Source organism: Marinomonas sp. 63XJN7_9_ISO-PGPR-S23-217, assembly GCF_056173515.1.
The window spans coordinates 4,876,798-4,889,463 of sequence record NZ_CM149678.1; the positions used below are offsets into that span (position 1 = coordinate 4,876,798).

The 12,666-nt window shown below is 47.0% G+C and carries 11 protein-coding genes; 4 read left to right on the forward strand and 7 right to left on the reverse strand.

Annotated features, from left to right (window positions below; translation table 11 throughout):
- Positions 1 to 26: 26 nt before the first annotated feature.
- The 4 genes from AC0VYI_RS22635 to AC0VYI_RS22650 all read left to right on the forward strand — a co-directional run bounded on the left by AC0VYI_RS22635 (position 27) and on the right by AC0VYI_RS22650 (position 4,954).
- On the forward strand, positions 27 to 893 hold the full coding sequence (locus tag AC0VYI_RS22635; protein WP_199476343.1) for a branched-chain amino acid ABC transporter permease: 867 nt from the start codon (positions 27 to 29) through the stop codon (positions 891 to 893).
- On the forward strand, positions 877 to 2,577 hold the full coding sequence (locus AC0VYI_RS22640; RefSeq protein ID WP_475445756.1) for a branched-chain amino acid ABC transporter ATP-binding protein/permease: 1,701 nt from the start codon (positions 877 to 879) through the stop codon (positions 2,575 to 2,577). Before AC0VYI_RS22635 ends, AC0VYI_RS22640 begins: the two co-directional genes overlap by 17 nt.
- A complete protein-coding gene (locus AC0VYI_RS22645) occupies positions 2,577 to 3,284 on the forward strand; it encodes an ABC transporter ATP-binding protein (protein WP_475445758.1) in 708 nt (235 codons plus the stop codon). The genes AC0VYI_RS22640 and AC0VYI_RS22645 overlap by 1 nt, the downstream gene beginning before the upstream one ends.
- Positions 3,285 to 3,346: 62 nt before the next feature.
- The gene (locus AC0VYI_RS22650) at positions 3,347 to 4,954 is read left to right on the forward strand and encodes a GMC family oxidoreductase (protein ID WP_475445760.1); all 1,608 of its coding nucleotides are present in this window, start codon (positions 3,347 to 3,349) and stop codon (positions 4,952 to 4,954) included.
- 83 nt (positions 4,955 to 5,037) lie between these two features.
- Here AC0VYI_RS22650 and greA read toward each other — a convergent pair whose 3' ends face one another.
- From greA to AC0VYI_RS22685, 7 genes are all read right to left on the reverse strand, one after another.
- A complete protein-coding gene (gene greA, locus AC0VYI_RS22655; RefSeq protein WP_199476339.1) occupies positions 5,038 to 5,514 on the reverse strand; it encodes a transcription elongation factor GreA in 477 nt (158 codons plus the stop codon).
- Entirely contained in the window at positions 5,514 to 8,729 is a 3,216-nt protein-coding gene (gene carB / locus AC0VYI_RS22660; RefSeq protein WP_475445761.1) for a carbamoyl-phosphate synthase large subunit, read from the reverse strand. Before carB ends, greA begins: the two co-directional genes overlap by 1 nt.
- Before the next feature lie 15 nt (positions 8,730 to 8,744).
- Positions 8,745 to 9,875 carry a glutamine-hydrolyzing carbamoyl-phosphate synthase small subunit gene (gene carA / locus AC0VYI_RS22665; protein ID WP_475445763.1) on the reverse strand — a complete coding sequence of 377 codons (1,131 nt, stop codon included), beginning with the start codon at positions 9,873 to 9,875 and terminating at the stop codon, positions 8,745 to 8,747.
- 264 nt (positions 9,876 to 10,139) lie between these two features.
- Positions 10,140 to 10,691, reverse strand: coding sequence for a DJ-1 family glyoxalase III (locus AC0VYI_RS22670; protein WP_199476336.1), 552 nt, complete (start codon positions 10,689 to 10,691; stop codon positions 10,140 to 10,142).
- Between the two features lie 17 nt (positions 10,692 to 10,708).
- Positions 10,709 to 11,203, reverse strand: a complete 495-nt coding sequence (locus tag AC0VYI_RS22675; protein WP_475445765.1) for a GNAT family N-acetyltransferase — start codon at positions 11,201 to 11,203, stop codon at positions 10,709 to 10,711.
- A 35-nt stretch (positions 11,204 to 11,238) separates the two neighbouring features.
- Positions 11,239 to 12,054 (reverse strand): hypothetical protein, encoded by an 816-nt coding sequence (locus AC0VYI_RS22680; protein WP_475445766.1) that lies wholly within the window; start codon positions 12,052 to 12,054, stop codon positions 11,239 to 11,241.
- 127 nt (positions 12,055 to 12,181) lie between these two features.
- Positions 12,182 to 12,664 (reverse strand): phosphatidylglycerophosphatase A family protein, encoded by a 483-nt coding sequence (locus tag AC0VYI_RS22685; RefSeq protein WP_475445767.1) that lies wholly within the window; start codon positions 12,662 to 12,664, stop codon positions 12,182 to 12,184.
- Positions 12,665 to 12,666 lie beyond the last annotated feature (2 nt).

Genomic DNA, 12,666 nt, shown 5'->3' on the forward strand with positions numbered 1-12,666 from the left:
TGTCTTTTTAGAATAGGACTCCGCTTATGTTAGATACGATTGCATCAGGTCTCGTTATTGGTGCCGCCTATGCTTCTCTAGGACTCTGTATCACTCTGCTTTCTCGCATGGGAGGCGTGGTCAATTTTGCTCAAACCACCATTGGCTTATTTGGTAGTTACAGTTTCTTAGTGCTCAGTGATATCAAAACACCACTGTGGTTAGCCGCCATCATAGGGATCATTATTAGCAGCCTAGTGGGTGCTTTTTCCGGGCTGATTATGGCCCGCTGGTTCAATGACAGTGATATTGGCACACGCTCTTCTGTGGCGATTGCTCTGATGGTGGGCTTTTTATCCCTAGGGACACGCTTGTTTGGGGACAGCCCCAGACAAGCACCCGCATTGTTTGAGCAACTTGGTATCACCCTGGGGAATGTTAATTTAGATGGTGGGCTGGTTGCCTCCTTGTTGCTGTCGATCATATTGGCGGCTAGTCTAGATCGATTTATCAACAAAACCCATATCGGTATTCGCTTACAAGCCTTTGCCGCTAAACCAACCACGGCTGAGTTAATTGGTATTCCCTCAAAAAAATTGACGATTCTCATCTGGAGCATTGCTGGTGGCATGTCGGCCTTGGCCATGCTCATCATTATTACCTCGTCAGCACGTAATGCCAATTATGCGTCTTTAAGCTTGCTGATCATCCCCGCTCTGTGTACTGCGCTAATTGGGGCGTTTCATCATTTTTATTGGACACTCATTGGTGGCTTGGTGCTGGGCATATTAGAGGCCTTTATTCTGTCTAACTCGTTGGTGGCGGCCTATGCTCAAACCATCTACCTGCCAGTGATCTTAGTCATTCTTCTTTGGACAAAACGTAAGGATAAATGGGATGGTCAACGTGCTTAAAAAATACGCTTTAGGGGGCGATTGCGCTTTACTCTTACTTGCAATCGCCAGTATTTGGTTATCCTCCTACTACACGTTTTTGTTTACTTCCGTATTACTGACCGCCATTACCTGCTTAAGTATCGGGATCACCACAGAACGTGCAGGGATCATTTCTCTTTGTCAGGTGGGTTTAAGTGGTGTCGGGGCCTGGGTCGCAATGTGGCTTGGTTTTCATTTTCCGAACATGCCCATTTTATTGATTTTGCTATTAAGTGGCTTAAGCGCAGCAATCCTTGGTCTGTTATTAATTGTGCCAACACTTAGAGTAAGGGGCATTAACCTTGCCATCATCACGCTATCATTTGCCTTGGCGATTTATATCGTTCTGACTCGGGTAGAGCTTCCAGGCATGATGGAAGGTTATAGCTTTGATCGGCCAGACTGGCTGTACGATGAAAAGCCTTATTTGCTCTTTGTGATTGCCATCACCTTTGTCATTAGTCGAGGGATTGTGTGGATTGAGCAACAACCCACCGGCGCTTCTTGGTTTGCCGTACGTTATAGCGAACGAGCCGCCGCCTCCTTAGGTATTAATGTTTCAATCAGTAAAGTAATGGCTTTTGTATCAGGCGCCTTTATTGCGGGGATTTCTGGTTCATTACTCTTGATGCAACTGGGCAACATTACCTCACAAAACTTTGAGCCCTATGCGTCACTCATCATCTTTGCACTGGCGATTTTAGCAAAATCGCGTTTTCTTTCCGGTGCCTTGTTTGCAGGCGTATTAACTTGGTTTACCCCTCAGATCTTAAGCCTAGTCGGACTAGGGGAATGGAAGGATATTGCTGATCTGATGTTTGCATGTGGAGCGATTTTTGCCCTCAGCCAAAATGCCAAGAACAAGGTCCCCTCGGCAAAAAATGCTCCTCCAGAGACGAAAAACAACAAAGCAGAAGCAAAACACCCAAAAGTGGATACAACCACGCGGATGCCATCTTTCCACTATGCTTCAATGTCACTGAAAAACGTCAGCTTGTCCTACGGTGCCGTCAAAGCCTTAAATAATGTCAGCTTTACATTGGCTCCGGGCAAAGTCACCGGACTCATTGGCCCTAATGGAGCAGGGAAATCTTCACTTGTTGATGTAATTAGTGGCTTTTGCCCGACGATGAGCGGTGAGATAACTCTTGAACAAGACAAATTAGACACCCAACCCGCGTTTAAACGCGCCAATATGGGGCTGCGCCGTACCTTCCAACAAGGTCGTGCTGTGCCAGAATTGACCATCAAGCAATACATCCACCTTGCTTCTGGAAGACAATTCCAAGAGCACCGTTTACCCACACTGCTCAATCAACTCGCCTGCCCCCACCAAAACACCTTGATTGCGCACATTGATGTCGGGACGCGACGCTTAGTGGAAATTGCTGGAGCCCTCATGTCTAAGCCTAAAGTCTTGCTATTAGACGAACCAGCTGCGGGAATGAGCTCGGTGGAATCGGAACACCTTGGCAACTTAATCCGTCAAATCCCTGCGTTATTTGGCTGCACGGTGCTATTGATAGAACACGACATGAGCCTGATTCGTCACGTCTGTAGCGATTTGATTGTCTTGGAATATGGTGAAGTCTTAGCCGCAGGGCCTGTTGAGGAAACGTTAAATGATCCGTCTGTTGTCGAAGCCTACTTAGGAGCAGCCTAATGAAAGGGATCCAATTACAAAACCTTTATATTCAACGCAGTGGCGCGTTAATCATCCGCGACCTTTCTCTCAATATTCCATGCGGCGAGATCACGGTGCTTCTGGGCCCGAATGGAGCGGGTAAAAGCACATTATTAGATGCCATTAGCCATGTTATTCCCACTCAACAAGGCTCCATTCATCTGCATGGTAACACCATCGACCAATTAGGAAGATTAGAACGCGTTCGGGCTGGTTTGAGCTATGTGGAGCAAGGCCGCCAGATATTTTCTCACTTAAGTGTCGAACAGAATATTCGCGCTGCCTGTGACAATAAAGAACAAGCCGATCAGGGTATGGCACGCACATTAGAGCTTTTCCCGGAATTAGCAAAGCGTCTTAACACCGCTGCAGGAATGTTATCAGGGGGTGAACAGCAAATGATAGTGTTAGCTCGTTCCATCATTAAATCCCCCGATGTCATGTTAATTGATGAGCTATCTCTAGGACTCGCCCCCATTGTGGTCAGTCGCTTCTTACCCATTTTAAAAGAGCTGAAACAAAGTGGTATGGCTATTTTACTAGTGGAACAATTTGCCAATGCGGCATTAGAAGTGGGAGATCGAGCCGCTGTTTTAGTACACGGTGAATGCGTCCTAAATGAAACCTGTGAAGCGTTAAGAGGTGATCATACCAGATTGCATAACGCTTATATGGGGATGCATTGATCTAACAGAAAAGACCTAACAAACGGAACTTGCAGACCAAACCAACCACGAGAGGAAAGAACATGCTCAACGAATATGACTATATTGTCGTCGGTGCGGGCTCAGCAGGCTGTGTTGTCGCTGCTCAACTCGTCCATGCGAATGCAGGAAAAGTCTTGCTACTCGAAGCCGGTGAAAAAAACGATGGTATGCTGTTTGTTATGCCTGCGGGGGCCTTAAAAATCTTTCAAACCGCGTCATGGCCTTACATCACACTCCCTATAAAAAATGCTAATAATAGAGAAATGCTGATCGCTCAAGGAAAAGGGCTGGGCGGCGGCAGTGCAGTCAATGGCATGATCTATATGCGCGGGCAAAAAGAAGATTATGATGCCTGGGCAAACCAATGGGGGTGCGATCAATGGTCCTATGAGAAGGTCTTACCGTTTTATAAAAAAGCCGAAAATAATGAAAGCTTAGCCGATCAGTACCATGGAAACGATGGTTTGTTCCGCATCAGCGATAATCGTTATCGTCACCCGCTTACCATGGCATTTGTTCGTGCCGGACAAGAATTAGGCTTGCCATATATCACTGATTTTAACGGTGCGACCCAAGAAGGCATTGGTCTATACCAACTCGCCAGTTTCAATGGCACCCGTGGTAGCACCTCTCGTACTTATTTAGCCTCTGTCAAAAATAATCCCAATATCGAGGTTATCACTCAAGCCACGGTGCATAAAATCCTTATCGAAGATAACCAAGCGAAAGGTGTGGTCGTCAGTATTGCCGGAGCCGAACCCATTGAGGTGCGCAGCCGAAAGGAGGTTATCTTAAGTTCTGGCACCTTTGGCAACCCTAAAATATTGATGTTGTCAGGCATTGGTCCCAAAGAGCATCTTGAGTCATTAAATATCCCGGTAAAAGCCGACCTCCCCGTTGGCAAAAATTTTCACGACCATTTGCACTTATCCATCAACGCTTCCATAAAAGGTAACAACAGTCTATATGGAGAAGATAAAGGCCTAAAATCACTGAAACATGCTTTAGAGTGGCTCATTTTAAAAAAAGGGTTATTGACGTCTAACGTATTAGAAGGGGCTGGCGTTGTCGATACCTGCGGACAAGGTCGGCCCGATATTCAGATGCACTTTCTCCCTGTATTGGATAATTTTGATAATACCCCAGGTGAAAAATCCGCTGCAGAACAGCATGGCATCACAATAAAAGTGGGCTATTTACAACCAAAATCTCGCGGCGAGGTCAGACTAAAGAGTAGCGATCCAAACGATATGGTTGAGATCGACACCAACTTTCTGGATCATCGAGAAGATGTGGACGCTCACATCAGGGCCGTACAATTAGGCCTAAAAATGTTTGCAACACCAGCCTTAAAATCACTGATCAAAGAGGTCATCGTACCTGAAAACATCAAACCGGAAGATACCCAGGCCATAGAGGAGTTTATACGCAGGGATATCAAAACCGTTTATCACCCTGGAGGTACCTGTTGCATGGGCAACAACCCGACAAACAGTGTCACGGATCAAGATCTAAAGGTCCATGGTATTCAACATTTACGCGTGATTGACCTTTCCATCTGTCCTCAAATTCCCAGTGGCAACACTAATGCAGTCGCCGTCATGATCGGCGAGAAAGGCACACAATCCATCTTAAATGATCTGACATAAGCTTTTTTAACAAAAAAACCACGGGGCTTTTACGCACCGTGGTTTTTTGATTTCTTTTTTGATGTTCTAGAGAATAGCGAAGATTAAATGTATTCGACTTTCTCGATCTCATACACCGCTTCACCACTTGGAATTTTGACAGTGACTTCGTCACCTTCTTCTTTCCCAATAATGGCTTTTGCGATCGGAGACGCATAAGAAATTTTCTTCAATTTCACGTCTGCCTCATCATCACCCACAATTTGATAGGTAACAGTGTCTTCGGTATCCACATTGAACAAGGTCACCGTCGTGCCAAACACCACCTTCCCTGTGGCGGGCATCGTTTTGACATCAATCACTTGCGAGTCAGCTAATTTCCCTTCGATCTCTTTAATACGCCCTTCAGTAAAGCCCTGTTCTTCACGAGCCGCGTGATATTCTGCGTTTTCTTTTAAGTCGCCATGTTCACGTGCTTCTGCAATATCAGCAATCACGCGAGGACGAACTACGGATTTAAGGTGGTTAAGCTCTTGACGGAGACGAGCCTCTCCTTCCACCGTCATTGGTACTTTTTTCATTATTTCCCCAAGTGCAAATCTTGCAATCTTCTAACTTTGGTTTCACCTTTCAAGCTGATCGCCATACTTGTCGCTTCAGCGCCGGCCAACGTCGTAGTGTAACAAACCTTGCGCTGTAATGCTGTACGACGAATCACAGAAGAGTCGGCAATAGCTTGTGTGCCTGCAGTGGTATTAATAATGTAATCAATTTCACCGTTTTTCAGCATATCAACAATATGCGGACGGCCTTCGTTAACCTTGTTGACTCTATCCACTGGCACGCCATGGGCGGTTAAGTGTTTTGCCGTCCCTTCTGTTGCCACTAAATTAAAGCCCTGCTCAAGCAAACGACGCGCCACCTCCACGGCCCCATCTTTGTCCATATCACGGACACTGATAAAGGCACGACCAGACGTCGGTAACACCGTACCACCGCCTAATGCCGCTTTGCCGAAGGCTTCGGCGAAGGTATCACCCACGCCCATCACTTCACCCGTTGACTTCATTTCAGGTCCAAGAATCGGATCGACACCTTGGAACTTATTGAATGGGAAAACGGCTTCTTTCACACTGTAGTAGGCGGGAATGATTTCTTCAGTAAAACCAAGCTCTTCCAACGTTTTACCGGCCATAACCAAAGCCGCCACTTGTGCTAAAGAACGACCAATACACTTAGACACGAAAGGTACGGTACGTGAGGCACGAGGGTTCACTTCGATCACATAAATTTCGCCATCTTGAACCGCAAGCTGTGTGTTCATCAAACCCACCACACCTAGCTCAAGGGCCATTTTCTTGATCATCTCGCGGATTTGGTCTTGAACATCACTTGGCAGTGAGTATGGAGGCAAAGAACAAGCTGAGTCACCAGAGTGGACGCCAGCTTGCTCAATGTGCTGCATAATGCCGCCGATCACCACTTGATGACCATCACAGATACAGTCGATATCGATCTCAATCGCCGCATTCAAGAAGTGATCCAGCAACACAGGACTGTCGTTAGAAACTTTTACTGCGCTGGTCATATAGCGCATCAGTTCTTTTTCGTTGTAGACGATTTCCATCGCACGACCGCCCAATACATAAGATGGACGAACCACAAGCGGGTAACCGATGTCAGCGGCTTTTGCCGCTGCTTGCTCAACACTTCGCACTGTCGCATTATGAGGCTGCTTGTAACCTAGGCGCTGAATCATGCTTTGGAAACGCTCACGGTCTTCGGCACGGTCAATCGACTCAGGCGTCGTACCGATGATCGGCACCCCTTCATTTTGTAATGCACGGGCGATTTTCAGTGGCGTTTGTCCACCAAACTGCACAATCACCCCAGTGGGTTTTTCCGTGCGGACAATTTCTAGTACATCTTCTAGGGTGACTGGCTCGAAGTATAAACGATCAGAAGTATCATAATCCGTCGATACCGTTTCTGGGTTACAGTTCACCATGATGGTTTCGTAACCGTCTTCACGTAATCCTAGCGCCGCGTGAACACAGCAGTAGTCAAACTCAATACCTTGGCCGATACGGTTTGGACCGCCCCCTAGAATAATCACTTTTTCACGATCAGTCGGGGCTGCTTCACACTCGTCTTCATAAGTGGAGTACATGTACGCGGTATTGGTCGCAAATTCTGCCGCACAAGTGTCCACACGTTTGTAGACTGGGTGCACATTCATCAAATAACGACGCTCACGCATGGACTTTTCGGTCACACTCAGCAAGCTTGCAAGACGTGCATCAGAGAAACCTTTGCGTTTTAGACGACGCAACACATCGTAGGTCATGTCGACCAGACCTTTATCAGCCAAGGCTGCTTCTTCTTTGATCAAATCTTCGATTTGCACCAAGAACCAAGGGTCGATGCCAGTAACTTGGTAGACTTCATCCACCGTCATACCTGAACGGAACGCATCGCCAACGTACCAAATACGCTCAGAACCAGGTGATTGCAGTTCAAACGCCAGTTTTTCTTTACTGTTTTCTTCGCTGAAATCCAGCTGGGGATTAAACCCATCCGAGCCAGTTTCTAGGCCACGTAACGCTTTTTGCAGTGACTCTTGGAAGTTACGGCCAATCGCCATCACTTCGCCTACTGATTTCATTTGCGTCGTCAAACGGTCATTCGCTTGCGGGAATTTCTCGAACGTGAAACGCGGAATTTTCGTTACAACGTAGTCAATCGCAGGCTCGAAGCTGGCTGGTGTTTGTCCACCTGTGATGTCGTTTTTCAATTCATCCAAGGTGTAGCCGATGGCCAATTTCGCCGCAATTTTTGCAATAGGGAAACCCGTTGCTTTGGACGCCAATGCAGAAGAACGTGACACTCGAGGGTTCATTTCGATGACCACCAAACGGCCTGTCTTCGGATCCATACCAAACTGAACGTTGGAACCACCGGTTTCGACACCAATTTCACGCAATACGGCCAACGAGGCATTACGCATGATTTGGTATTCTTTGTCGGTCAGAGTTTGCGCTGGAGCAACGGTGATCGAGTCACCTGTGTGTACCCCCATGGCGTCGAAGTTTTCGATGGCACAAACGATGATACAGTTGTCGTTCTTATCACGAACCACTTCCATCTCATACTCTTTCCAACCGATCAAAGATTCATCGATCAGCAGTTCATTGGTTGGGGATAGGTCCAAACCACGGGTACAGATTTCGTCGAACTCTTCCATGTTGTAAGCAATACCGCCACCGCTTCCGCCCATGGTGAAAGAAGGACGGATAATACAAGGGAAGCCCACTTCCGCTTGCACTTTCAGAGCTTCTTCCATGTTGTGTGCAATGCCTGCACGAGGGCATTCTAGGCCAATCGCTTTCATTGCTTCGTCGAAACGATGACGATCTTCGGCTTTGTCGATGGCATCCGCTGTGGCACCGATCATTTCACAATTGTATTTCGCTAGCACTCCATGGCGTTCAAGATCTAACGCACAGTTCAAAGCAGTTTGCCCGCCCATGGTTGGAAGCACCGCATCTGGGCGCTCTTTCTCAATGATTTTTTCAACGGTTTGCCACTCAATCGGCTCAATGTAAGTGGCATCGGCCATGACAGGGTCGGTCATGATGGTCGCTGGGTTAGAGTTCACCAGAATAACGCGGAAGCCTTCTTCGCGAAGCGCTTTACACGCTTGAGCACCGGAGTAATCAAATTCACAGGCTTGACCGATGACAATAGGGCCTGCACCTAAAATTAAGACGCTTTTTATGTCAGTACGCTTTGGCATAGTATTCGTTCCTGCTCAGGCTTTGGTGGCTTTGATGTTTTCGATAAACTGATCGAACAGTGGCGCAACGTCGTGTGGCCCTGGGCTCGCTTCTGGGTGACCTTGGAAGCTAAACGCCTTTTTATCTGTTCGCGCAATACCTTGCAAAGAACCGTCGAACAAGGATTTGTGAGTCGCTTCAAGATTCGCAGGCAGCGTGTCTTCGTCCACCGCAAAACCGTGGTTTTGGCTGGTAATCATCACAGTGCCTTTCTTAATGTCTTGAACTGGGTGGTTAGCCCCATGGTGACCAAACTTCATTTTCTTGGTTTTCGCACCGCTCGCAAGGGCCAACAGCTGGTGACCAAGGCAGATGCCAAACACAGGAATGTCAGTCTCCAAGATGTCTTTGATGGCTTGGATCGCATAATCACATGGCTCAGGGTCGCCCGGACCATTGGATAGGAAAATCCCATCTGGGTTAAGCGCAAGCACATCACTTGCTGGCGTTTTCGCTGGCACAACCGTCAAACGGCAGCCACGTTCTACCAACATACGCAAAATATTTGTCTTCACGCCAAAATCATAAGCAACAACATGGAAGTCAAAAGACGCTGGTGTAGTGTGTCCCTTTACCAGATCCCAAGTAGACTCTGTCCATTGGTAAGACTCTTCGGAGGTCACCTCTTTCGCAAGGTCCATGCCTTTTAGCCCAGGGAAAGCTCGCGCAGCAGCAATCGCCGCCTCTTCGTCAAGATGCTCACCTGCCATGATACACCCAGCTTGCGCGCCTTTTTCTCGCAAAATACGCGTGAGTTTACGTGTATCGATGTCGGCGATACCGACAACCCCTTTGCGTTTGAGGTAAGCATCTAAATCTTCCTCTTTACGCCAACTGCTCGCCAATAATGGCAGATCACGGATAATTAACCCCTCACACCATACTTGTTTGGATTCTTCATCTTCAGAATTAACGCCAGTGTTGCCAATGTGGGGATAGGTCAGAGTGACCATTTGTCGAGCATAGGAAGGATCAGTAAGAATTTCTTGATAACCAGTCATCGAAGTGTTAAATACTACTTCGGCGGTTGAGGAGCCATCTGCTCCGATCGACACCCCTTTAAAAATCGTGCCATCTTCCAGAGCCAGAATCGCTGATGTTGCCAAAGGAACCTCCCATTTAGAGCCTATCAGGTTGCAAAAAAGCGAGACAAACCGGCGGCTCATCTCGCTTTTAAGAAATTGCGTTTTTGCCGTTCATCTATTGATCAAACATCAATAGAACTCGCGCTCAAAAAATCTGCCCAATTCTACTCTGATACGCCCATGGCGTCCACTCAATAGCGCCAAAAATGGGCAAAAACTCATAAATAAGACAACTTTCTTCTTGACTTTTTGGTCAAGAATAACCTCAAAATATATACCCTACGGCTAGCACAACAACCCATCGGCAATTTTTTGCGTGGCTTCGTAGCCTTCAAGATTCGCCAATACACCAAGGGCAAACGCCATGGCTGTTGCTGGACCTTGGCTGGTAATAATATTGCCATCCATCACCACAGGCTGGTCAGAAATATATTCCGCCCCCGTCAGACCTTTTTCAAAACTAGGGTAGCAAGTAGCCTGTTTATCGACCACAAAACCATGGGTACCAAATACCAATGCTGGTGAGGCACAGATTGCACAGAGCAGTGCGTCCTGAATATCGTGTTTTTCCAACATATCGATCAAAAGCTTACAGTCACGTAGATGCTCTGCCCCTGGCATTCCGCCAGGTAGCACAATAGCATCGTATTGTTTGTCCGCCACCTCGGTTAACAGCACGTCCGCTTCTAGCTTATTACCAAACGCCATTGTTACTTGCTTAGCCTCTTCTATACTGGCTACTGTCACCTCAACACCACCACGGCGTAGTACATCAATAATAGTAATGGCTTCAATATCTTCACTGCCATTGGCAATGGGGACTAATACGTTACTCATGGTCTTTCTCCTTGATATCAAATGGTTAGATTAAACAACAGCGCCGCTTCATTACCCTGTTCGCTTTGATAGTAGTTCTTACGCCGTCCCATCAATTCAAAACCGAGCGACTTATATAGAGCAATCGCGCCTAAATTCGACTCCCTCACCTCAAGTAAACACTCACTGACAGGCTGTTCTCTGCCAATATTTTGCAGCTTGATAGCGTCGAACCAATGCGTCATCAATTTTTTTGCTAAGCCTTGTCGACGAAAAGCCCGACCAACCACAATGAGCTCAAGCTCAGATTGCTCAAATAACACAGACGCCGTCAGCCAAGCAGAAATGTTTATACTACCCTGCTCATCACAACTTTCAATGACCCAGTTTTGGCGAGTCGCCAAGGCGTCTTTGATCAGATTCTCCCCCCAAGGATGTGGATTAGAATCCATATCAAGGGACACAATCGCCTCTAGGTCGTTTATTGAGGCAGAACGAATGCGATGCGACGACGAATTAACTGGATGGGTCATTTACACACTCCAAATTGTGTTGCACAGATAACCCATTAGAAAAGGGCTGTCTGCATGATTTGCCATGCTTCTTTGCGCAACTCAGGAATACGAAATAGCTCAGGTAAGCTAACAATTCGTGCGGCTGGGAAGGCGTTTAATGGACTCTCGCTTGATAGCTCATCAAATAGCTCGCCAATGCTAGCCCCAGCCAATACCATTTTAGGCGGTGAAGGGAAGGACTTACTAACCCGCTGCACAAAGCTCTCTAACGCACCCAGCAACCAATCTTGACGCGACACAAAGTATGGATTTCTAAGACCACCTGGCCAAGATAAGGCACTGCTCGACCACTCTTCAATCGGCTGTTTTAAAAGTGCTTGCCCCATTTTCAGCGCTAAACGTTCAATGTCTTCCTGCTGAGTGAACGCCGTTGGCACCTCTGTCAAAATAAGCAACTGATTAGCTAGGGCAAACGCACGCAGTTCAAGACGCATGACCTTGCGTTTGGCAGGCACCTCTTCCTCTACAGGGAGATCAATGTCGACGGCATATTCTTCGATTGGCTGCAGATCTTCGACAATAATATCGGGGCCAGCATTAAGCTGCTCACGCAAATTCGCAACAGATTGTTCTTTCGCTTCAGGCGCCACCACTTTCGGCGCTGTTTCAACCACACCAAAGCCTTGCATCTGATCCGCAATCACTTGAGTTTTAGCAACTGGCTCAAACGCTTGATCCATCGGCCAAGGATTAGCGGGATAAAAGACCGTTCCCGATGCCACCTGGTTATCTGGCAACCAAGTCATCACCCCCATTTGGGCTAAGCAATGCACCTGAAAAGCCTGTTGATGATCCAATTCCTGCGTCATAACACCCTTTATTTGTTACGAAAAAGACAATGATCACACCTCAAAAACAAGGATGCTCTCATCAAATCAATATACTTATGAAGACAATCTATATGCTTTTGCCTGACAGCCGACGACCAAAGAGCATTTACCAAACAAAGTGCCCCAATAACTGCATCACCGCAAACGCCGCTACCCCAGCGAGAATATCGTCGATCATGATACCAAAGCCACCATGAACATTTTTATCAAACCAAGAAATCGGCCAAGGTTTCAAAATATCAAATAAGCGAAATAACACAAAACCCACAGTAATATACTGCCAGCCCGTTGGCGCTAACCACATGGTAATCCAAAAGCCAACAAACTCATCCCATACAATACCAGAATGATCATGCACCCCTAAGTCTTTCGCCGTTTTATGGCACAGAAAAATACCCAACAAAGAAGTCGCAACCAACATCAGCAAATATTGACTATCCGACAAATACTGCCAGATAAAAAAGAAAGGAATAATGGCTGCCGCCGTACCAAACGTCCCAGGAGCTTTGGGCGCAGCCCCCGACCCCAAGCCGAAGGCAAGAAAATGAATAGGATTGCGCCAAATCGACGCAGGAACAGGATGTGTCATGA

What these genes read in the sequence shown, in the direction of transcription:
- AC0VYI_RS22635 (WP_199476343.1), top strand. Translation starts at nt 27, where the DNA reads ATGTTAGATACGATTGCATCAGGTCTCGTTATTGGTGCCGCCTATGCT.
- AC0VYI_RS22640 (WP_475445756.1), top strand. Translation starts at nt 877, where the DNA reads ATGGTCAACGTGCTTAAAAAATACGCTTTAGGGGGCGATTGCGCTTTA.
- AC0VYI_RS22645 (WP_475445758.1), top strand. Translation starts at nt 2,577, where the DNA reads ATGAAAGGGATCCAATTACAAAACCTTTATATTCAACGCAGTGGCGCG.
- AC0VYI_RS22650 (WP_475445760.1), top strand. Translation starts at nt 3,347, where the DNA reads ATGCTCAACGAATATGACTATATTGTCGTCGGTGCGGGCTCAGCAGGC.
- greA (WP_199476339.1), bottom strand. Translation starts at nt 5,514, where the DNA reads ATGAAAAAAGTACCAATGACGGTGGAAGGAGAGGCTCGTCTCCGTCAA.
- carB (WP_475445761.1), bottom strand. Translation starts at nt 8,729, where the DNA reads ATGCCAAAGCGTACTGACATAAAAAGCGTCTTAATTTTAGGTGCAGGC.
- AC0VYI_RS22670 (WP_199476336.1), bottom strand. Translation starts at nt 10,691, where the DNA reads ATGAGTAACGTATTAGTCCCCATTGCCAATGGCAGTGAAGATATTGAA.
- AC0VYI_RS22675 (WP_475445765.1), bottom strand. Translation starts at nt 11,203, where the DNA reads ATGACCCATCCAGTTAATTCGTCGTCGCATCGCATTCGTTCTGCCTCA.
- AC0VYI_RS22680 (WP_475445766.1), bottom strand. Translation starts at nt 12,054, where the DNA reads ATGACGCAGGAATTGGATCATCAACAGGCTTTTCAGGTGCATTGCTTA.
- AC0VYI_RS22685 (WP_475445767.1), bottom strand. Translation starts at nt 12,664, where the DNA reads ATGACACATCCTGTTCCTGCGTCGATTTGGCGCAATCCTATTCATTTT.